The 21,885-nt window shown below is 36.0% G+C and carries 16 protein-coding genes and 1 pseudogene; 10 read left to right on the top strand and 7 right to left on the bottom strand.

Features of this window, described 5'->3' with window-relative positions; genetic code table 11:
* Positions 1-21: 21 nt before the first annotated feature.
* The 7 genes and pseudogenes from M899_RS17960 (at position 22) to M899_RS14180 (ending at position 10,617) form a co-directional block, all read left to right on the top strand.
* Positions 22-1,656: a S8 family serine peptidase gene (locus tag M899_RS17960; RefSeq protein WP_021272135.1), complete on the top strand. Its 1,635-nt coding sequence runs from the start codon at positions 22-24 to the stop codon at positions 1,654-1,656.
* A 147-nt stretch (positions 1,657-1,803) separates the two neighbouring features.
* The gene (locus M899_RS14160; RefSeq protein ID WP_021272144.1) at positions 1,804-4,209 is read left to right on the top strand and encodes an ATP-binding protein; all 2,406 of its coding nucleotides are present in this window, start codon (positions 1,804-1,806) and stop codon (positions 4,207-4,209) included.
* A gap of 313 nt (positions 4,210-4,522) precedes the next feature.
* Positions 4,523-4,945: pseudogene (locus tag M899_RS18805) on the top strand (MCP four helix bundle domain-containing protein); the annotation flags it as partial.
* 21 nt (positions 4,946-4,966) lie between these two features.
* A complete protein-coding gene (locus M899_RS14165) occupies positions 4,967-6,106 on the top strand; it encodes a methyl-accepting chemotaxis protein (RefSeq protein WP_369795342.1) in 1,140 nt (379 codons plus the stop codon).
* Positions 6,107-6,191: 85 nt separating this feature from the next.
* Positions 6,192-6,794 (top strand): class I SAM-dependent DNA methyltransferase, encoded by a 603-nt coding sequence (locus M899_RS17965; RefSeq protein WP_021272156.1) that lies wholly within the window; start codon positions 6,192-6,194, stop codon positions 6,792-6,794.
* Between the two features lie 122 nt (positions 6,795-6,916).
* Positions 6,917-9,280: an adenylate/guanylate cyclase domain-containing protein gene (locus M899_RS17970; protein ID WP_021272112.1), complete on the top strand. Its 2,364-nt coding sequence runs from the start codon at positions 6,917-6,919 to the stop codon at positions 9,278-9,280.
* A 125-nt stretch (positions 9,281-9,405) separates the two neighbouring features.
* Complete coding sequence (locus M899_RS14180; RefSeq protein ID WP_021272153.1) at positions 9,406-10,617, top strand: FecR family protein; 1,212 nt, start codon at positions 9,406-9,408, stop codon at positions 10,615-10,617.
* Here the strand turns inward: M899_RS14180 and M899_RS14185 are convergent, their stop codons facing one another.
* The 4 genes from M899_RS14185 to M899_RS14200 all read right to left on the bottom strand — a co-directional run bounded on the left by M899_RS14185 (position 10,618) and on the right by M899_RS14200 (position 15,449).
* A complete protein-coding gene (locus tag M899_RS14185; protein WP_021272094.1) occupies positions 10,618-12,561 on the bottom strand; it encodes a LysM peptidoglycan-binding domain-containing protein in 1,944 nt (647 codons plus the stop codon).
* Positions 12,562-12,655: 94 nt separating this feature from the next.
* A complete protein-coding gene (locus M899_RS14190) occupies positions 12,656-14,050 on the bottom strand; it encodes a sensor histidine kinase (RefSeq protein ID WP_021272142.1) in 1,395 nt (464 codons plus the stop codon).
* A gap of 386 nt (positions 14,051-14,436) precedes the next feature.
* On the bottom strand, positions 14,437-14,934 hold the full coding sequence (tpx, locus tag M899_RS14195) for a thiol peroxidase (protein WP_021272204.1): 498 nt from the start codon (positions 14,932-14,934) through the stop codon (positions 14,437-14,439).
* A 59-nt stretch (positions 14,935-14,993) separates the two neighbouring features.
* Complete coding sequence (locus tag M899_RS14200; RefSeq protein ID WP_021272100.1) at positions 14,994-15,449, bottom strand: DUF2799 domain-containing protein; 456 nt, start codon at positions 15,447-15,449, stop codon at positions 14,994-14,996.
* Positions 15,450-15,657: 208 nt separating this feature from the next.
* On the opposite strand from M899_RS14200, the gene M899_RS14205 reads away from it, so the two are divergent.
* The gene (locus M899_RS14205) at positions 15,658-15,897 is read left to right on the top strand and encodes a hypothetical protein (RefSeq protein ID WP_021272129.1); all 240 of its coding nucleotides are present in this window, start codon (positions 15,658-15,660) and stop codon (positions 15,895-15,897) included.
* A gap of 82 nt (positions 15,898-15,979) precedes the next feature.
* Positions 15,980-16,702 (top strand): murein L,D-transpeptidase catalytic domain-containing protein, encoded by a 723-nt coding sequence (locus M899_RS14210; protein ID WP_034729611.1) that lies wholly within the window; start codon positions 15,980-15,982, stop codon positions 16,700-16,702.
* Positions 16,703-16,726: 24 nt separating this feature from the next.
* Here M899_RS14210 and M899_RS14215 read toward each other — a convergent pair whose 3' ends face one another.
* Both M899_RS14215 and M899_RS14220 read right to left on the bottom strand, forming a co-directional pair.
* On the bottom strand, positions 16,727-18,910 hold the full coding sequence (locus tag M899_RS14215) for an OsmC domain/YcaO domain-containing protein (protein WP_021272150.1): 2,184 nt from the start codon (positions 18,908-18,910) through the stop codon (positions 16,727-16,729).
* 86 nt (positions 18,911-18,996) lie between these two features.
* A complete protein-coding gene (locus tag M899_RS14220; protein ID WP_021272158.1) occupies positions 18,997-19,869 on the bottom strand; it encodes a LysR family transcriptional regulator in 873 nt (290 codons plus the stop codon).
* A 281-nt stretch (positions 19,870-20,150) separates the two neighbouring features.
* On the opposite strand from M899_RS14220, the gene thrS reads away from it, so the two are divergent.
* Positions 20,151-21,284, top strand: coding sequence for a threonine--tRNA ligase (gene thrS, locus M899_RS14225; RefSeq protein ID WP_021272220.1), 1,134 nt, complete (start codon positions 20,151-20,153; stop codon positions 21,282-21,284).
* A gap of 17 nt (positions 21,285-21,301) precedes the next feature.
* Here the strand turns inward: thrS and M899_RS14230 are convergent, their stop codons facing one another.
* A complete protein-coding gene (locus M899_RS14230; RefSeq protein ID WP_034729614.1) occupies positions 21,302-21,748 on the bottom strand; it encodes a hypothetical protein in 447 nt (148 codons plus the stop codon).
* Positions 21,749-21,885: the final 137 nt, after the last annotated feature.

Below are 21,885 nucleotides of genomic sequence, written 5' to 3' on the forward strand. Positions count from 1 at the left end.
TGCATTATGAAAAGGATTATAATGAACATTAGAAAATATGGATATTTTATCGCTCTGATTATGAGCTCCTTAAATGTTTCGCTAACATTTGCGGCCCAATGCCCATCACCGAATACAGTTGTTTCAGGAAAATGGAAAACTGTTTATGAATGCGTTAATAATGAGCTGATTAGTTCAACTGAATACTTTATTCAATCCAATGTTCCCACCCAAAGAAAATTCTATGACAGTTTGGGCAGAGCAATTGAAGAGAAAAATTGGAGTGTCGATGGTAACTTTACTTATCACTCAAAAATTTTCTATCTAGAAAACAACCATTACACAATCGAAAGTTATAAGACTTCAAAGGAAAGCTACGGTAAGCTTGAGTCTAGAGAAGAGCGCCTAGGTGATCTTGAAGACTATGTAACGCTTAAGCAATGGGTGATAACTTCCAGTGGTAAACTACAGGCGATTAGACATTTTCTTATTGATGAACTGAAGCCTTATCGTATTGATGTTCTCGATTCGAATGGTGAAGTTGTTAAATATTACGAAGTCATTTACAATGATGCTGCTCCACTGGCGAATCTTGTCACAGAATTTAATCTGTTTGATCTATATGAAAATCTCATCGGTCACTATAACGAAAGTTCACCTTTTGATGTAGTAGAACATTTAAAGACATTTAATCTCTCTGAAATAGAATATCAAAGACGAGTTGACATTTATAACGATAAAACTCGTGAGCCCATTGTCATAATTGATACTGGTTTTGATATCATGCACGAGTCTTTAACTCATAAATTATACAATTCTCCCTATGATATTGTTGGTGATGGCATCGACAATGATAATAACGGTAGAGTAGATGATTCATGGGGATGGCAAAGGCAAGACGATGAGGGGCTCTCTCTTCTTCGCGACGATAATAATATTCGTGAAACACACTCTCTAATTCATACACCATATCCTGTTTCCCATGGAACCCATGTCGCTTCATTGGCGCTTAAAGATCTTGAAAATTTTGGATTGGTTGGCTTTGCTGGTGATGTGGCCATTTCAGATCACTTACAAGCTGCCGCGAACTACATTAAAGAAAAGAAGATCAAATTTGTTAACATGAGCTTTGCCATTGGGTTTCCAGGTGCGCCGATGTCAGCACCAAGAGATTCATTCTATTTTCTTGAGCAAATGATTGCCCAAAACCCAGAAACCCTTTTTATTGTTGCAGCGGGCAATGGACGAGATGGACTTGATCTCGATGAACCGGGCAGTGACAATTTTCCTGCAAGTTACAAATATCCTAATATGATTAAAGTTGGTGCTCTAAATACCTCTGAAATTATTAATAGTGAAAGAGACAACTATAAACGCGCATCATTTTCCAAATATGGGAAAACAAAAGTTCAAATTTTTGCTCCTGGGCAAGGAGTTGTATCGGCACAATCTGGTGGAGGGACAATAGCCCTTAATGGGACTTCAATGGCCGCACCCTATGTGTTCAACATTATTTTAAAGGCACATAATATCAATCCCATGTTAAGTCCTATGCAACTTAAGAGCATTATGATGAAAAGTGCATATGTACCTAAAAATGGACCCCTTGATTGTGAGAGTGGAGGAATGATTTGGCCTGAAAAATTCTTTGAAAATATTCGTAAAACTCTAAAATAATCGATCTATAGAAGGAGGTATTAACCTCCTTTTTTTATTCTCATTTTCAAAGGTCTAGCTAAAGTTAATCTTTATTTTATGAGTTTTATTTGTAATGTCGCTTTCTCGCTATATAATTTTAATACTGTTATTTAGCTATGGATTATTATGAAAAAAGCGCCAATTCCACCAAATGAAAAACAGCGATTAGCGAAGCTGAAATCATATAATATTCTTGATACTGCATCAGAAAAAATCTTTGATGAAATTACCAAAACGGCATCGGCCATTTGTGATGCAAAAATATCACTTATAAGCTTAGTTGACGATCATAGACAATGGTTCAAGTCTAAGCATGGCCTTGGGGCCAATGAAACTCCTAGAGAAATATCTTTTTGTGGTCACGCTATTATGGGCGACGATATTTTTATCGTAGAAGACTCCAATCTCGATGAACGTTTTTGCGATAATCCACTCTCGCTTGGAGAACCCCATGTTCGTTTCTATGCTGGTGCACCGCTTGTTACACCAGATGGTTTTAGAGTTGGAACTTTATGTGTCATAGATTCTGAAAAAAAAGTTTTAGATGAAAATCAAAAGCTTGCATTGAAATCTCTTTCTAAACTAGTTGTAAGTTATTTTGAGCTTAATCGACTTCATAAAGATATTGATTTGAAAAATGATCAATTTTCTCAAATTTTAAACAATATGATGGACGGTATTGTTGTACAAAATAGCGAAGGGAAGATTGTTGAATTTAATAAAATGGCGCTCGAAATTTTGGGACTTAGTGAAGGTCAGCTACTAGGGCGTGATTCTTTTGATTCAAGATGGAAATCAATAAAAGAGAATGGTGAATCTTACAGTGGTGAAGATCACCCTGCTATGAAAGTTTTGGCCACAGGTGAGGCACAATGTGGCGAGGTCATGGGAATTATTTCTGGAAAGGGGGAGCTGCGCTGGCTTCTTATTAATGCCATTCCAATTAATGCCGAGGATGGTTTGCGAGTTGTTTCAACATTTTCAGATATTACTATTCAAAAAGAGTATGAAAGAGAGCTTTCAAAATACGCAGAACGTTTAGACCTTGCTCTTGATGGTGCCGGACTAGGTATATGGGACTGGGATCTCACTACAAATAGCGTAACCTTTGATCGCCGTTGGGCAGAAATGCTCGGACTTGATGTCAAAGAAATTCCAATGGAGCTTTCTACATGGGAGAGTCGTGTACACAAAGACGATTTGGATGAATGTTACAAATGTATCAAAGACTATATGGATGGGCGTACGGGACGTTACGAAAATATTCATCGTATGAAGCATGCTGATGGGCGATGGATTTATATTTTGGATCGCGGTCGTTTCTCTGAGAGAGATGAAAGCGGTAAACCCATTCGATTCACAGGTACTCATTTTGACATAACCGAATTAAAAGAGGCCCAAGAAAAGGCTAAAACTGCAGACAATGCAAAATCGACTTTCTTGGCCAATATGTCCCATGAAATTAGAACGCCCATGAATGGGATTATTGGGATGATTTCTCTACTCACGCGTACAAAGCTGAGCCATGAACAAGAGGATATGTTAGAAACGATCAAATCCTGTGGTGATAGTTTGATGACGATTCTCAATGATATTCTAGACTATTCCAAAATTGAGGCCGATAAACTGACTTTTGAAGAATTGAATTTTGATCTTCATACTACACTTGAAGAAGTAAAGCGTTTGTTGACAAATTTGTCTGCCGATAGAGGTATTCGGATTCAACTCAATATCGATGAGAAGGTTCCAAAATTTGTTATCTCAGATGTTGTGAGAATAAGACAAATTCTAACGAACCTTTTAAGTAATGCAGTTAAATTTTCAAATGAGAATGACGTTGTTGTCATAAATGTTGAATCTCTTTTTAATGAAGGGAAAAAGCACACTTTAAAATTTAGTGTTATTGATAACGGAATTGGGATGGAGCAAGAAGTTATCGATAGGCTTTTTAAAGAATTCACCCAGGCCGATTCCTCTATTACAAGAAAGTATGGCGGTACAGGACTAGGCCTTTCCATTTCTATGCGTCTTGCGAAGTTAATGGGGGGAAATATTGAAGTTCAAAGTAAAAAAGGGGAAGGAACTACTTTCTCATTAATGATTACTTTAATGGAAGGACATGAAAGCAAAGCAGGTCACAGTGTAGTAGATGAAAATTTGGCTAAAAAGTATCCTCATCAAATTCTTGTTGTCGAGGACAATAAGATCAATCAAAAGCTCACCAAAAAAATGCTTGAGAAGATGGGGTATGATTGTGTTATTGTCGATAACGGTCAGGCCGCGGTAGATGAGTGTAAAAAGAATCATTACTCACTTATCTTAATGGATATGCAAATGCCGACAATGGATGGGATTACAGCTTCACGTATTATTTCTAAAGACTATCAAGGTTGCACCATTGTCGCGATGACAGCTAATGTCTTTAATGAAGATCGTATTAAGTGCTTTGAGGCCGGAATGAAGGACTTTATAGGTAAGCCTGTTCGTTTTGAAGATTTAGAGCGAGTTTTAAGACATTTCAAGGCCCAATAGTAGCCGTGCCCATTTTTTTTATCGAATATTTGACATGATTTTTCTCATCTTAATTCTCATTAAGAAATTTTATGATCTCATAGATTTCTACTTGTACTTACCAGTCATTAGGTAGATGGTTAATATGCTAACCATTGATTTCAACGAGATTGATTTGCTAGCTATAGGTCTAACTGACTCAGAGACAATAAAAAGTGCCTATTTAAACCTCGATTTATATTAGACGGTTAATGTAACAAACTAAAGAAAACTTAAGGTAGCTCCGAACTGACTTATCATCGTTTTGAACCCATGATTTTTAGGAGAAATCAAAATGAGAAGATTTAGTTTGAGAGTGAAGATTTTGGCCTTATCGGTATTTCTATCCAGTGTGAGCGTCATCATCGGAGGCATTTCATACACTGGATTTAGTAAAGTTAATAAGGCCAATGATGTTGTTGTAGACAATGTTATTCCTAGAGTTGAAGTCATCAATTCTATGGCCCTTAGCTACAGAAAAATCCGTATTGAAGTTAGAACTCTTGGACTTATAGCTTTAAATGAAGATCAAAAAAATGCAGCAATTGCAGGAACACTAAAGGCAATCGGGACATATGAAGCTCTTCATAAAAAATTAGTTGCACTCAATTTAAAAGGTGAGGAAGAAAAATTATTAAATGAGCTTGATAAAAGATGGATTCATTTTAAAAAAATTGGTGAAAGAGCGATTGCTCTTGCTAAGGATGAGAGGGCCGAAGCTAAGTCCGAGCTCGTTAATATCTTTTTAGTAGATTGTCCGCTTGCAGCACAGAGCTATCAAGAAGTAATGAGTAAGTTTTTGGCCTTCTATGAGAGTAATCTAGAAAAAACTAAGAAAGAATCTAATATCATCGCAGATCAAACTGATACTCTTATTTTAAGTGTCCTAGGAATTGGCGTGATCTTTGGTTTAGGAATAGCGGTTTTCTTCTCTCGTAAAATTTCTCAATCAATTGAAGAAGTTATTAGAAAACTAGACCATAGTGCTAATGAGTTTGATCGTAGTGCTAGATCTGTGTCGACTTCAGCTGAATCTTTGTCTTGCTCATCATCGCAACAAGTGTCATCACTACAACAAACTTCTGCGGCCGTTGAACAAATAAGTTCAATGATTGATTTGACTGCTTCAAACTCAACTAGTTCGGCCGACCTTGCTCGCAATTCTGTGCAGAGTGCTCAAAGAGGTCAGCATGCAGTTGAAGAAATGATTGTCTCTATGGATGCGATTGATAGAAGTAATGATGAAATAGTTCAACAAATTGAAAATAATAATAAGCAGATGATTGAAATTGTAAATTTAATCTCTGAAATTAAAGATAAGACAAATGTAATTAATGACATCGTCTTCCAAACAAAACTTCTTTCATTCAATGCTTCTGTTGAGGCGGCCAGAGCAGGGGAAGCTGGTAAAGGCTTTGCGGTAGTTGCAGAGGAAGTGGGAAATCTTGCTCAAATGAGTGGTAATGCTGCTCATGAAATTACATCTATGGTTGAAAATAGTACAAAGAAAGTCTTATCTATTGCTAAGAGTACAGAACAAGAGATGTTAATTCTTGTTGATAAAGCAAGAGGTTCAGTAAAACAGGGAAGCAAAACGAGCTTTCAGTGTAAGGCCATTCTTGAAGAAATTTCATCTTCGATTTCAATGGTTACTGAATCAGTTGAAGAAATTTCAACTGCAACTTTTCAGCAGTCTAAGGGACTTGTTGAAGTTAAAGAGGCCATCATTGAGCTAGATAAAGTAACAAAAGACAATTTTAATGGCGCAAGATCTTCAGCAACACTTTCTGATAATTTAAAAGAGCAATCAAATGAACTCCAAGATCTTATTGCGGGACTTAGTCAAATCATGCAAGGAGAAGGGAGAAAAGTGGCCTAATGACCAATATTTTTTTATAAATATGATTAAGATCAATAGTGTGATTTCTAAAAGTATTTATTATATTGGGTAAGTAGGAGTTTATATGAACCATTTTACTGAAGCAGCTAAAACTTGGGATACAGATGAAAAGGCCATTCGTAATAAGGCCCTCGCCGATGCCATTAAGAAACATCTCAATCTTGTTCAGGGTTCCTATATTGATTTTGGATGTGGCACGGGATTATTATCAGAACATTTTGTAGAGAAGGCCAATTATCTACTAGGTGTTGATACTACAAAGGAAATGCTCGATGCTTTCGATAAGAAATTTGAAAAATTTGATCAAGTAGAGTCTTGTGATAAGAATCTCGAAACACAAGACTTCTCTCGACTTATGGATCATATCGATGCGATTTTCTCCGCCATGGCCTTCCACCATTTGGAGCGTCCTGAAAAAGTTTTGGACAAGCTTAGTAAAGTTCTAAATGAAAGTGGTAAGATTTTTGTAATAGATCTTCTTAAAGAAGATGGTAGCTTTCATCCTGATAATGCGAAAATGGGTGTAAAGCATTTTGGCTTTGATAAAGACGACTTGATCTCATGGACTGATGGCCTTGAACTCAAACTTTCTGGTTTTGAAATCATCTTTAATATTCATAAAAATGGCCGAGATTATCCTCTTTTTATGGGGATATTTGAAAAGTAAAATACTTAGGGTCCTTGTTTGGAGAGCTACGTCTCTTTTCTATATCTATTCTCAATAGTGATTTAATAATAGCTTAAGACCATTAATCGTTTAGATTTCGAACGTATAATGGTCTTTAGCTTATGAAAAAGAAAATTTGGCCCTATCAAATTCCAATAATTATTGCCCTGTCATTATTAATGATTGTCTTTAAACTTGGTGAAAATGGTCTCATTCAATCCAGCTTCATTCGAGATGGTGTTTATCCATTAACGCAAATTATTTCTAGAAATTTCACTGATATGAAATTTAAAATACGCCCCCAAAGACAATTGGATAAGAAAATTATAATCGTAGGTATAGATAGTCATTCTCTGGAGGCCATAGGACGCTGGCCTTGGGCCAGAAATTATATGGCCTATCTGACAGAGACAATCATGCAATATGATCCTAAAGTTTTGGGCCTTGATATAGTTTTTTCCGAGAGGGATCAAAGGGTTCCAGATGAACTCGTTGAATTTTTAATTCGCAACAAGCTTGGTGATATTGTCAATGATTTTGAAACTGATTATGTCTTTCAACAAACACTTCAAAAGTACAAAGAGAAAATTGTATTAGGAATGGTGACTGAGACAAATTGTAGACCTGCTTTTGATCGGGCCTGTGCTAAGTATGTTGTTGATCCAGAGTATATCGAGATGCATCCAGAGAATTATGAGCGTTTTGCAATTGAAAAAGATTTAATCACTGGTGAGTTTAATCAAAGTAAAACACCATTGATGTCAATTATTACTCCCATCGTAAATATTGATCTTTTTCGTGACGTTATTGAGCACACAGCACTGTTGAATATTACTCCCGATTCAGACGGAATTGTCAGAAGAGCAGATTTAAATTTTTTCATGGATGGAAGGGCCTACCCCATTTTACCTTTGAAAATGGCCCTCGTTGGTCAAAATGAAAAACTTTTGATTCAACTAGATGATAAGTCACTTTATTCGAAGTTAGAATTTTTAAACCAGAAAAAGGTAATTGAAGTAAATAAACTAGGGGCAATGGAAATTAATTTTCTCGGTGATAAATTTTCAATTCCCTATATCTCGGCCATTGATCTTATGGGCGAAGGTAATGAGATAAAACTCATGGATGGTAGTTCAAAGGTTTATTCTAAAAAAGAATTGCTAAAAGACGCTTATGTTCTTATCGGTCTTACGGCAGTTGCGGCCTTCGATACTCGAAGTTTTCCAACTGGAGAGAATATTCCAGGTGTTGAGGGGCATGCTACAATTTTAGAGAATTTACTGAATCATAATAATTTGAAAAAGGCGCCCCTTGTTCAAGAGATTTTTTTCAATCTAGCGATTATGGTTCTTGGTGGTGTCATTTTTAATGTCCTATGTTTAAAGGTGAGTGCGCTCAAAAGCTTTTTGTCCTATATTCTTATCATGGGGATCATTGGTTATATCGATCTTTATATTTTATTCAAAAATAACTTTAATTGGGAAAATGCATTCGTCTTTATCGAGTTTAATATCATCTACTTTTCTACGGTGCTTATAAAATATTTTCTGGAAGAGCGTGATAAGAAATTTTTTAGAGAGGCCTTCAGTAACTATATTTCTCCCGAACTTGTTGGACAGATGTATGAATCTGGAAATATGCCACAGCTTGGCGGGGCCACCCGTCACTTGACTGCTTACTTTACTGATATTCAAAACTTTTCAACGTTCTCTGAAAAACTCTCTCCAGATCGTCTTGTTGAGCTTCTTAATGAATATCTAACTGTTATGACTGATACATTAGTAAACGAGGGGGGGACGCTCGATAAGTACGAAGGGGATGCAATTATTGCTTTTTTTGGTGCACCCTTAGAGTTTTCTGATCATGCTAAACGGGCCTGTGTCGTTGCTCTTAAGATGCAATATGAATTATCCAAACTTCGTAGTAAGTGGAAAAGTGAAGGGGAAAAGCATCCAAGCTACGTTCAAGATATGAGAATGAGAATTGGTATTAATACGGGGATGATTCTTTCAGGGAATATGGGCTCACGAAATCGTATGAATTATACGATGATGGGCGATGATGTAAATCTTGCGGCCAGGCTCGAATCATCGGCCAAACAGTATGGGGTTTTTGTTCACGTCGCTGATCATACATATGAGATCGTTAAAGAAGATTTTCTCTTTAGGGAACTTGATACTATTAGAGTTGTTGGGCGCAGCAGTGCCACTAAGACCTATGAGCTTCTTGATATGAAGGTTCCCACTGATCCGCGCAAAATTGATCTCGTAGAGTCCTTCCAACGGGGTTTAGAGTTCTATAAAGTAAGAGAGTGGGATAAGGCCATAGATGAGTTCACTAAGGCCTCTGAACTAGAATTTGTGCGCTATCCAGATATCATTGTTAAGAATAACCCATCATTAGTCTATATTGAGCGTTGTGAGTTCTTTAAGGTGAATCCGCCACCATCTGACTGGGATGGTGTTTATACCTTAAACGAGAAGTAAGGTTCTAATTTTTTTTCATTTTGAATGAATATTCATTATTAATTCCTAAAATTTACTTTTTATTCAGGACCTTTATTTTTAAGGGAAAAGGTATAATTGGTTTAGACCATTAATTAGGTGATTTTATGAATTCAATAAATTTATTATTTAAAATCATTTTGGCCGCGACCATTCTTATGTGCGATTATGCCATTGCACAAGGCCAGAGTGTTGAAGTTGGTAAGGCCGTGGATGTCAGAGGCGAGGCCTTTGTCACTAGAGAAAAGAAAATCCTTCCTTTAAACATCAATTCAGTTGTTGAAGAAAAAGATACAGTGAAAACAAATCGTAAGAGTTTTGTTCAAGTACTGATGAAGGACGATACAATTGTTAAACTTTCTCAAAATACAACTCTCGCTTTCGATGAATTCAAAATGAGAAATCCTGAAGATCGAGAAGCAACATATAATTTAGAATTAGGTAAAATTCGCGCCCTTGTAAGTAAGAAACTTGGTAAAGGGCATATTAAATTGAAAACTCGTGCTCTTACATTGGGGGTGCGTGGTACAGAGTTTCTTGTAAACTCCTATGTTGGAAAATCGAAATATGAAGCTGACATTGCCGTCATAGAAGGAGTTGTTGAAATTAATGTTCTCAATGCTGATGGCACTTATGATGAGACGATGACAATTGTTTTAAACCCTGGGCAGTATCTGAATTCAGAAACTGCAAAGAAGGTTGGTATAACAAGAGCTGTCCAAGAAATACCTTTTGAAGTTTTACAAAGACTGAAAGAAAATTCTTATGCCTTTCTTGAAAATAATTCAATGAAAGTCATTGAAGAAAAGATTGATGATTCATCATCTTATGTTCCTCAAAAAGAAAAAGATGAAGACAGCACTCAAAATAATTCTTCAAATCCTTTAGACGAATCCAATGAGATAAATGGGGTCGTTGAAGAGAACTACGAAACGGTTGAAGATGGTTTAAATGGACTCAATGATGACTTTGTAGAACAGACAATTATCACGGCCGAAGAAGAGCTTAATGACATTCTTGATAGAACAGATGAAATTATAGACATTACAATAAACGAGCCAAATACATCAAGCTCTGGAAGCGGTGGAACGTCTTCTGGTGGAGGTGCTACAACAACACCAGATACTACAAAAGCTATACGCCAAGCTGAGCGTGAAGCTGCAAAGGCCGAACGTGAGGCCTCTCGTGTCGCCAAGGCCGCTGAAAGAGAGGTTGAAAGAGCCGAAAAAGCAGCTGAAAGAGAGCAAGATAAAATTGATCGTGAACTTGAAAGAGAATTAAAGCAGAACACACCAAAAGGGAATGGAAAGAATAAATAATTAAAAAAAGAATGTCAGTCCGGCCTCGTATGATTTCTTATCAATATTTTCAATGATATCTGACTGACGTTTTTCTTTATCGAATTCTATTGAGATTTTCAAGTACAGTTTTTTGGAGATAAATCCAAGTTTCGTATTGCTGCCAAGAGAGTATTTAAGTGTCGTTTCTTTACTGGCATCTCTTGTCAGGTTTTCATATTCAATTCCCATATTAAGAGATGTAAATTTTAGGTCCATATAGTTTGTTATACCAACTAAGATGGTTGATTGGTCTTCTGTATTGTTTGTTGAATAATTTTCATTTCCATATTCAAGATCAAAGGATGGGGCCAGCCATTTATTATAATCCCATAAACGAAATGAGAGGTTCAGATTAATAGAGAGCGAGTCATTTCCACTATTGTTGACTTCTCTATGAATTCCAATTGGTAGCTCTAAAACGAGTCTACCATAGCGAAGTGCGGTCTCTACACTTGCCCCAAGTGTATGGGTGTATGAGTAGTCTTTTAGATGATAACCGCCACTATAAGGAGAGTTGAGTATTAATCTAGAATGACCCATGAAAAGTTTAGGAAGAAGGCCTTTATAATAGGATTTATATATTTCACCGTTAACACTGAAATAGGCGTTCGTTAGATTTTCATAGCGAGTGAGGTCTTGTCTATTATAGAGCGCTAGAAATCTAAAATTTGTTTTAAATTCTTTTATATGTATTGATTGGGCATTAAACCCTGTACTCATTTGAGTGTAGCCTGCGTCGTCAGCACCTTGTGTTGTATCAGATAATTCATCGGGGAGTGCTGATACATTTGTTCCAATCCCTCTTGTTATGGCAAAATGACCAGAGAAGCGCTTCTTATCGAGTGTATCAATGATTTTTTGAGAACTATTTCCTAAGTGATCACTTTCATCAGTATTTGCAATTTTTTTTAAGTTCACAAGGGCCAAGTTTGGCGCACCAGAAGAAATTTTATTAACTGCAATATGAAATTCTGTGGCCTTTTTTAAATCTTCATTTGAAATTAGCTCTGGATTTTTTTGTAGTTCATAGAGCTCTTTCAGTGCATTGAAATACATCCCTAAATCACTATACATATAGCTTAAATTAAGTCGACTCTTACCAATCTGATTTTTTTGCTTGATAAGACTTTTATAATAAATTTCCGCGCGCTTAAATGCTTTATATCTAATATCGAAGTCAATATTTTCATCTTTAAACACAGTTAAAAACTTACTTGCACTTATAAATACATACGAAAGGGCCTGAGGATTGAGCTTCCCAAAAGGGGCTTCTTCAATATCATCGTAGTCTCTAAGCTCTGAGTAAATAAGTTCGGAGTAAATGTCTGCAGACTCATATTTTAGGCCATTTTTTTCTAAAAGAAGCGACCAATAAAAAATTACTTTGGTATCTACAGGAGTTAGATTAAGTATTTCAACCATTAAAGTATAGGCCTCTGCATACCTATTTTCTTTTATTGCTAGTTTCAGTTTAAGATTTAATAATTCCAGTTTTTGTTTTTTTCGATAGTCGTCTTTATCAACTTTGAATTCGTACTTTTCAAGGGGCTCATTCTTTAATAAAAACTTTCGCCAAAAATCTATGACAAGCTTAACTCCATCTTCTGGACTTAATACAGGAGCTTTTTTTAATTTGAGTACCCTACCAGTCTCTAAAGAGTAGGGTGGTTTTAGATCGTTCCACTTTGCAATTTGTTTCCACATATTTGCATCTGCATATAAGCGTAAGGCAATAATATGTAGAAAATCCCCGTACTCAATTTTGTACGTATAGATATATCTCGTCGCATCTTTTGCAATTTCTTTGATCCTTCGGATTTGTTCGCTAGAGCTTCGATCGAATTTATCAAAACTCTTTTGCACCTGCTTATCCTCATTGGCCGCAAAAGCTGAGCTTATTAGTAAGATAAAAAATAAAAACATAATTCTCATCGTACAAATAAGATAACACGGTGAAGAATTTGCTTCTAGAAGGTTTTTTATTTACAGTACTTAGCAGCTTTCACTAAATCTCTGACTATTTCGATAGAGAAATGATAAATGTCGTATTTGTTGAATTTGGAATGAGAAATAAATCCATTCCACTTTTTTGAATGAGTTGCTTGGAAATGGTCAGTCCAAGACCACTTCCACCTTTTGTTTTTTTAGTTGAGTAGCTCACTTCAAAGATCTTACTGGCAATATGAGAAGGGATTCCTTTACCTGAATCGATGATCTCAAGTTGATGATTACTCTGATTATAGTTGATGTGTATCCACGGATTTTCTTTTGCAGAAATTTCTTCAATTGCATTTCCAATAAGATTAACTAGGCAAAGAGTAAGGGCAATTGCATTGCAATTGGCAAAGAGGTTGTCTGGAATATTAAGTTTAATATCAATTTTTGCCTTTTGGATGCGATCGATATTCAATTCAATAGCATCGTTTACAATTTGGAGAACATTTTGTTTCGTTACCTTTAAGTGGTCATTCTGTTTAAAAAGATTGGAATAGATTTTTGTGATTTCAGAAATTTGATCTATATATTTTTGAGCTTTAAGAATATTATCATCATCGGCATATTTTTTGTTTAATCTGTTAAATTGACCTTTTAAGATCATTAAATGATTTTTTATATCATGTGAGATATTGGCCGCGGCATAACTAAATTGTGCAACACTCGCTAGCTTATTAACTTCACCTTCTAATTTATTAATTTTTTCATAGGCAAGGGTTTGGTAGTGGAGGTTAAGTCGAATGGCCTCAAATGCGTTTCCAAGATAGTAAAGAGGGATGAGGGCACCTGAGATCTCAAGACCTAGGATCGAATCGTTTAATACACATAGAACTGAGACAATGATACCCACTTGAAGCATTCTTTCGTCGCTGCCTGTTCTTTTTAGTTCACCCCAAATAATATAACTCGTGTAAAAAACCACAAGAGCACCAAAGCCCCCCAAAGAAAGAGAAAATAAATTTGGCGAAACTGTGAAATGCATAGTTCTTGCAAAAAGAGTCTGTTGATTCAAATTTTCTACGAATAAGAAATTATGTTTGAAAAAGATAATTGAAAGAGTGTTGATAAAGTGAGTGGATACTAGAAAGAGGCAATAGAGTTTGGAAAATTTTAGGGGCTTAATATCCCTATTGAAATAGGCCTCAATGGCCTTGATATAGCAATAATATGAAATATAGGCCAAGATCCAAAAAACGGTGAGCAATGAGTCTGAGAGATTTTGATTAAAGAAGTGAGTGTTAAAAGCGAAGACAAAACAATAGAGGGCGGTTGTTAAACACATGAGTGAGTGCCATAGAGATGACTTGATGTTGTGTTTTGAAAAATTGAACACACTTGTAATAAACTGATAAGTGAAAAACGAAAAGATAAAACAAGTGAAATATCTCGTAATAGTTGTATATGACTCTACTGTCATGAATTGACCCTTCTTTGAATTACCAGTATCAAGGATAACAAAAGTTAGGACAAGATTTTTTTTGCATAGGTAAGAGGATTTACTGAAAAAAGAGATTGTCTTTAGATTAGTTCTTCTACCTTTTTGATACAAGAACTAATCATTAATGACTTCAGTGTCTAGTTAAGCAGCTATTGACTGTGTGATTTCATAAATTCCTTGTTCTTGTTCACTTATGACCTCTTATTCAAAAGCTGGCCGAAGATATAAGTGAAAAAATTGATGCCTGGAAAAATTGCTTTATATTCTCTAAGACTATTAAAAGGGGAGATCGTTGAGGAAGTGTCGGAAATTGGATGTATTTTTAAACTTACCCCCATGGGGAGAGGGTAAGTTTTTTGTAATTACTATGCTTTTAGGTGAGAGATGGCCGACTTATAATTTGGCTCATCGGCGATATCTCCAACCTGTTCAGTATATAAAACCACATCGTTTTCATCTAGAACGATAACCACTCGTGAGCATAATCCTGCAAGTGGCCCATCGATAATTTCTAGTCCTAAGTCTTTAGCAAATGAGTTTCTAAATGTAGATAATGAGTGAGCATTTGTGATTCCCTCTGCCCCACAAAATCTTTTTAAAGCAAAGGGAAGGTCCGCTGCGATATTAAGAACGACAGTGTTTCCTAAATCAGTTGCTTCTTTATTAAAAGTGCGAACGCTTGTTGCACAAGTTGGAGTATCAACACTTGGGAAAATATTTAATACTTTTTTCTTACCAGCAAAGTCAGCTAAAGTTACTTCGCGAAGGTCAAGATCAGTAAGTTTGATTGATAATTTTTCTCCAACATTAGGAAGTTCTCCTGACGTCTTAACGGGATTTCCTCTTAGTGTAATTGTTGCCATTTATATGCTCCTATTTTTGTTTTAACTATTTTAACGCCACCTCGAACTTGTGGGCAAATCTATTTATTCTTTAGTTTTTCGTTATCTTCTTTTAACTGTTGGATTTCATTTTTTAGATCATCATAGTCACTTGATAAGTCATCGACTCTTTGAGTGAGATAGATGTTTAGTCCAGTGGTATAGTTTTTAATAAACTCTGATTCCAATTCTTTTGGGCAAGTCTTTTTATAGATTTTGCCATTCTTTCCAAATTCCAAAGCATTTTCAGGTGCGCAAAACTCATTAGCTCCTTTTTCAAACCCTTTTGAGAATGCTTCGAAGTCAGGAGTTACGTTATAAGGCCTTGTGCATTGGCCATAGACTCTCGATAGAGCGTCGTCTTTTGTCAATCCATCTAGGGCGAGTTCATGGGCCCTATTATTCCAATTAATTTGTTCACAATCTTTTTTTGAGTAGCTCGCACATCCCGATAAAATCAGCATTGCACTCATTGCTGCGATTAGGCCATTACCCATATATCCTCCAAATTGATCAATACTTAATGATGAACGATTTATTTATTTACAGTCAATGGATTAGAGCTTGAATGACAATAAATTGACTCTAATATGACAATTGCACCTCTGCCTTTTAGTTACCAAACATTAACTAAAAGAATCTTTTTGTTTAGTGACGGCCGTTTTACTTTCATTGCAACGAAAGAAAGAGCAAAAGGAGGAAATCATGAAAAGAGCTATTTTAATCGGTTTAATTTGTATTGTTGGTGTGTTCAGTGCCCATAATAGTTATGGTGCGCAGAGTGAAGAGATTGAAATTAAAAAATTTACTGTAATTCAGCTTGAGGATAATACGTGTGGCCCTGTAACCAGATGTGTTGATGGGGCGATGATTTACTGTGAGGATAGCTGTAATCAAGGGACATGTTCAAGACCTATGAGTTTTTGTATGCCTATTGAAGAGTAAATAAATTGATGTCTATAGTAATTTATTCAACGGCCATGCACTTAGTCTTTACCGATGAATCATGGCCTTTTATTACAAGGAAATGAAATTTTTAATCGCTATTCTATTCTGTTTGGCCGCGAGTCATATTCTTGCCTTTGATCAATCTCTTTATGACAATTTTGAAAAAGTCGGAGGTAATCCTATATCTCTAGACCAGCTCAATTGTTTTCTTGAAAATAATCAAGATAAAACTTTTCGATCGGGATTAAAGATTAAAAAAGAGCGTTACGTAACTATTCACGATCTCACCAAAAAAGGTAATGAGTATCGCTTTTTTATTATCGATCTTGAGACACAGGTTGTTCGTGCTTATCCTTCGGCCCATGGTAGTGGGCGTGGCAAAGTTAAAAATAACAAAATTAAGGCCCTTTTCTTTTCAAATAAATTGGGAACAGATTTAACGCCAACAGGATTTTTCATTACTGGACCTGTTTATAAAAATTGGAAAAAGAAATGGCGCTATGGCATCAAGCTCTTTGGCCTTCAAGAAGGTGAGAATGAAAATGCTTACGATAGGGGTATTGTTATTCATGCTGCCAAAAATAGAAAAGGAAGTTATGTTGAAAATGATATGATCTCTAGTGAAGATAAAATATTAGAGATTGAAAAATTGTCTATGCTCTCAGGAATGTCAGACGGGTGTAGTGCTGTTCCTCCCTTATATTGGGAATCAATACGAGACATGATCAAAGAGGGGACTTTATTTTTCGTTTTTAATGATGATTATTTGAATAAAGGTAGTTCATACTGTGTGAAATTATAAAAAAGGGAGCGTTTGCTCCCTTTTTTATTTGTAAAATGCTTGTCTTGCTTTTTGAAGTTTTTGGTAGCTTTCAATGAGCTTTAGATGCTTGTCCAATCCTTCTAGCTTTAAACTTGTTGGCGTCAATCCGTAGAATTTAATATCTCCGTTAACAGTTCCTACAACATCATTCATAAGCTCTTCGCCATACATCCTTGAAAGATTTAGCAAGTAATCTTCAATCTCTAACTCATCAGAAAGAGCAATGTCTAAGGCAATATTTAAGGCCTGATAGAATCTTTTTCTCTCGGCCGAGTTATCGTTGAAAGTCATAATAGATTCAACATATTCTTTGGCCTCATCTAATTGATTGAGAGCAAGATAGCATAGGGCCTTCAACTCACCGATGACAAGTTGTCCCCAAGCAGAGTTTTCATCAAATGAAATTCCAATGAGCTCTGATACAGGCATATAATTATCAATTTCACTATCTTCAAGATTTTTGACAAGTTTTTTAAGGGCCTTCTTATCAAGAGAGTGAATACTCAAAATATCTTCACGAAACTTTAGAGCTTGGTTGTGATTATCCCAGATAAGATCTTCAGCAAGATAAATTTCAGAATAATCTGGAACTAGGATACGACATGCTTTTGCTCCTAATTCTTCATAATCAGCGATATAGACTTCTTTACCAAGTTCTTCGAGAATATTCATTAGGTAGTGGTATTCTTCTTCTGTTGAACCTGAGAAATCCCATTCAGAGAATTCAAAATCACTTTTCTCACTGAAAAACTTCCAAGAGATAACACCTGTTGAGTCGATGAAGTGATCGATAATATTATTATGTTCTTTAATGGCAAATTCATTAAATGTTGGTGGAAGAACATCGTTCATCCCTTCAAAGCTTCTTCCTTGTAGAAGTTCGGTTAAGCTTCTTTCAAGGGCCACTTCAAATTTCGGGTGTGCACCAAATGATGCAAATACACCACCATTTCTCGGATTCATTAAAGTTACACACATTACCGGAAACTGCCCGCCTAACGAAGCGTCTTTCACTAGAATAGGAAACCCTTCGGACTCGAGCTTATTAATACCTTCAACAATTTTAGGATATTTTGCTAAAACTTCTTTTGGAACATCTGGTAGAGTGATCTCTTCAGTAATGATTTGATTTTTTACTGCTCTTTCAAATATTTCAGAAAGCGATTGGACGCGCGCCTCATATGCCGTATTCCCAGCACTCATACCATTACTAACGAAAAGATTTCCTATGAGATTCACTGGAATATAAACACTTTGTCCATCAGATTGACGCGTAAAAGGTAGTGCGCAAATTCCTCTTTGAGTATTACCTGAATTAGTATCTATGAGATGTGATGCTTTTAAATCTCCATCGTTACCATATACTTCTAAAAGAAGTTCATCCATTAGGCCTTGTGGCAATGAATCTTTAGGACCTGGTTTAAACCATTTTTCATTTGGATAGTGAACAAATTCACTATTGGCAATTTCCTCTCCGAGATAGAAGTCATTATAGAAGTAGTTATTGCTAATTCTTTCTAGGTATTCGCCTAAGGCCGAACATAAAGCGGCATCTTTTGTTGCACCTTTTCCATTTGTATAACACATCGGAGAGTCAGCATCACGAATATGAACAGACCATACATGAGGGACTTGATTTCTCCATGAGGCCACTTCGATTTTAATTCCAAGATCATCTAAGAGTGCCGTCATATTGGCAATCGTCTCTTCAAGGGAGCAATCTTTCCCTAGAATCATTGTCTTTGATTCACCATCAGTTTTCTTTTCAAACATCAAGTTGGAATCAACTCCTAAAACATCTTTTGCTTCAATCTGAAATTGTGGAGAAGTTTGAATAACTTTCTTTACAGTACAACGATCCATTGCGCGAAGAATTCCTTCACGATCGTGTTCTGAAATACTCTCAGGAAGTTCAATTTGAATATTGAAAATTTGGTTGTATCTATTTTCAGGATCAACAATATTATTCTGGCTAACTTTGATATCGTCAGTAGGAATATTGCGGGCCTTGCAATAGACTTTTACAAAGTACGCTGCACATAGAGCTGACGAGGCCAAGAAATAGTCAAAGGGACTAGGGGCCGTGCCGTCGCCCTTGTAGCGAACAGGTTGATCGGTTGTTATTGTGAAGTCATCAAAGCTGGCTTCTAGTTTTAAATTATCTAAAAATCTTACGTTTACTTGCATAGGGTCAAATTACCATTGATTAGAATTGTAAGATAGCGATTTATCATTAAATAGGTAAGAGTTACAAGACCTTAAGTGCTTAAAAACTAAGATAATGAACGCAGTAATTTCCCCAATTTTTTCATGAGAATATCTTCTTTAGAGTTTTTTCTCTTAATCAAGAAAATCTCTTGGGAATTATGAATTCCTTTGGGCATAGGAATTTCAATGAGCTTAAATTTACTATGAACAACTTCATTGTGCCTTTGCACGACAAAATTTGGAAAATAGCCAACGGCCAGTCCTTTTCTGACAAGGGCCAGTGCTGTTTCCATGAGGTTAACACTGTACTTAACAAGTCGAGGAATCTTTCCATCTGGCCAGCCATCTAGGCCATCGGCCTTGGTGGGAGTTCCACTAACACTGGCCATGGGAATAACAAAAGGGAGTTCGCTAATTTTGTGATTTTCAAATTTTGTCTTACCAAAAATTCCCATTTTTATTGTCGCAACTTTTAAGTGATCAAGCTCAGGATGGGGGATGGGAATATAGGTTATGGCCAGATCAATATTTCCTGCCACGAGTTCTTGTTCCATTCGTCCAGGGATCATTTCGTGAAAGCTTAATTTGATATCTTCATCAAAAATTTCGGCAATAAAAGGACTTAGATAGGTTGAGAACACCTCAAAGGTTCCAATGCGACAAGTTTTTTGAAGTGAGATATTTTCATTGTGGGAAACTTTTTTAAGTGTCTCCACTTGTTGAAGAATGGTATCAATTTCTTTTTCTAAGCGAAGTCCAGCTTCTGTGATACGGATACCGCGTCCATCTTTAGTAATTAGCTCAACACCTAGTTCATCTTCGAGGGAGCGAATAGATTTAGAAAGTCCTGGGTGAGAAATTTTCAATAGATCAGCGGCCTCTCTTAAATTTTGAGTTTGAATGACGGCCTTGAAATGTCTTAATTTATTGGTATCCATAAGTAACCAATGAGTTATCAAAATAACCTTTTAGTTTCAAGTAAGTTTATTCTATTGTGGAAAAAAATTGCCTTGAATTAAATTTTAAATACAGGTAGGATGACGTTATGTTGAATATTAATATCATTCACCTATTCTCAACGACCATCACCACCCCTTAGGGGTAATTTACATTCTTTTATGTATGCTCATTGATATTGAGTATACGTTTTTAAGACACCACTACATTTATATTTACGGTAACAGGATTTAGAATCCTTTTTAATACATTTGAGGTTTATATGTATTTACCTGAAGATCATCGCTCACTGGGAGCGAAGTACGACTTATTTTCTTTTTTTGAAGAGGCCCCAGGCTTTCCTGTTTGGCATGAAAATGGCCTAAGAATAAAAAATTCTCTTATTCAATATTGGCGTCAAATACATCGCGATAATGGTTACTTAGAAATGGAAAGCCCCATGATGCTCGATAAAGAGCTGTGGAAAAAATCTGGTCACTGTGATTACTTTGAAGAAAATATGTTCTTTTCTTCAGTTGATAAGCGTGATTATGCCATTAAACCTATGAGCTGCCCTGGAGCTATTTTGGCATTTAATAGTAAAAGACGCTCGCACGCAGAACTACCTTTAAGATTTTGTGAACTAGGTCATGTTCATCGTAATGAGCAGTCAGGTGCCCTTCATGGACTTTTACGAGTTCGCTCGTTTGTTCAAGATGATGCCCATATTTTTTGTGCAGGAGAAGATTTATTGAATGAAGTTTCTAATATCATCTCCTTGATTCAAATGATTATGCAAAAGTGCGGATTACCAGATTATCATTTTGAGCTTTCTGTGCGCGATAAAAGAAAGAAACAATATATGGGTGAAGATCAAGATTGGAAGTATTGTGAGGATATCTTAGAGAAAGCTCTTATTCGCTCGAAACTTGATGTTCATAAAAAAGAGGGGGAGGCCAAATTTTATGGGCCTTCATTAGATCTTCACGTTAAAGACCGTCATGGGAGATCATGGCAATGCTCAACAATCCAATTGGACTTTAATTTACCGAATCGTTTTGGACTTCATTATTACGATAAAGAAGGCAATAAGAGAGTTCCTTATATGCTCCATAGGGCCATTTTTGGTTCGATTGAGCGATTTATTGGAATGCTACTTGAACACTATGGCAAGAAGCTTCCTTTTTGGTTGCACCCTAATCAGTATCGAATCTTGAATGTTTCACAAAATTCTTTAAATTATGCCAACTCACTTCTCATTGAATTAAGGGCAAAAGGACATTTTGTGGAAATAGATCAAAGTAGCGATCCATTAAAAGAAAAAGTTAAAAAAGCTCGTGAAGATATGGTTTATTCGATTATTGTTATTGGTGATAAAGAAGTCGAAGAGCAGAAGTATGTGGTACAGGTCCTTTAGGACCTGTACTTTAAAAACTATTGTTTTTTACATTGAAGAACGAAATCAAATTGAATATTTTCTGTCGAAGAAAGATACTTCATGCGAAATGTTTCTGTATAACGTAATTGATTTTTACTCCCATCAAATTCAACGCTTTCTTTTTCAAGACAAGGATAACCAGGATCTCCACAAACAAAGGGATTACTTCTCATGACTTTTTCCATGTAGTAATTGCTTCCATTCTTATCAATTTTCTCTCCATGGTAGAATCGATCTAACATCAATTCGTAATCATCTCCCTGCGCAGTATATGTTCCGTCTAATGAGATACCATCTAAACTAATATCGGCCATGATATTTGCCTTTACGATATTGATTCTTGCATTGGGATGCGAAGAAACGACTTCATTACAATTATATGTCCAAGCAAATGTGTTTTGTATAAAGGCAAGCCCAATTAACGGTAGGATCAATTTCATCATATTCTCTCCAATGAATGTCATTTGGCGCATTATGAGGGAATCATAGAAAATAAGGTAGGGTTGTTGTAAATTTTTTCCTTTTTTATAGGAGTTACATCCAATTTTGATAGGGGATATCTTATTGACATTGATCTTCC

Origin of the sequence: Bacteriovorax sp. BSW11_IV, assembly GCF_000447755.1 — a bacterium.
In the GTDB taxonomy this organism is placed as follows: Bacteria; Bdellovibrionota; Bacteriovoracia; order Bacteriovoracales; family Bacteriovoracaceae; genus BSW11-IV.

Excerpts from the sequence above, each read along its gene's own strand:
- M899_RS17960 (WP_021272135.1), top strand. The coding sequence starts at position 22 with ATGAACATTAGAAAATATGGATATTTTATCGCTCTGATTATGAGCTCC.
- M899_RS14160 (WP_021272144.1), top strand. The coding sequence starts at position 1,804 with ATGAAAAAAGCGCCAATTCCACCAAATGAAAAACAGCGATTAGCGAAG.
- M899_RS17965 (WP_021272156.1), top strand. The coding sequence starts at position 6,192 with ATGAACCATTTTACTGAAGCAGCTAAAACTTGGGATACAGATGAAAAG.
- M899_RS17970 (WP_021272112.1), top strand. The coding sequence starts at position 6,917 with ATGAAAAAGAAAATTTGGCCCTATCAAATTCCAATAATTATTGCCCTG.
- M899_RS14180 (WP_021272153.1), top strand. The coding sequence starts at position 9,406 with ATGAATTCAATAAATTTATTATTTAAAATCATTTTGGCCGCGACCATT.
- M899_RS14185 (WP_021272094.1), bottom strand. The coding sequence starts at position 12,561 with ATGTTTTTATTTTTTATCTTACTAATAAGCTCAGCTTTTGCGGCCAAT.
- M899_RS14190 (WP_021272142.1), bottom strand. The coding sequence starts at position 14,050 with ATGACAGTAGAGTCATATACAACTATTACGAGATATTTCACTTGTTTT.
- tpx (WP_021272204.1), bottom strand. The coding sequence starts at position 14,934 with ATGGCAACAATTACACTAAGAGGAAATCCCGTTAAGACGTCAGGAGAA.
- M899_RS14200 (WP_021272100.1), bottom strand. The coding sequence starts at position 15,449 with ATGGGTAATGGCCTAATCGCAGCAATGAGTGCAATGCTGATTTTATCG.
- M899_RS14205 (WP_021272129.1), top strand. The coding sequence starts at position 15,658 with ATGAAAAGAGCTATTTTAATCGGTTTAATTTGTATTGTTGGTGTGTTC.
- M899_RS14210 (WP_034729611.1), top strand. The coding sequence starts at position 15,980 with ATGAAATTTTTAATCGCTATTCTATTCTGTTTGGCCGCGAGTCATATT.
- M899_RS14215 (WP_021272150.1), bottom strand. The coding sequence starts at position 18,910 with ATGCAAGTAAACGTAAGATTTTTAGATAATTTAAAACTAGAAGCCAGC.
- M899_RS14220 (WP_021272158.1), bottom strand. The coding sequence starts at position 19,869 with ATGGATACCAATAAATTAAGACATTTCAAGGCCGTCATTCAAACTCAA.
- thrS (WP_021272220.1), top strand. The coding sequence starts at position 20,151 with ATGTATTTACCTGAAGATCATCGCTCACTGGGAGCGAAGTACGACTTA.
- M899_RS14230 (WP_034729614.1), bottom strand. The coding sequence starts at position 21,748 with ATGATGAAATTGATCCTACCGTTAATTGGGCTTGCCTTTATACAAAAC.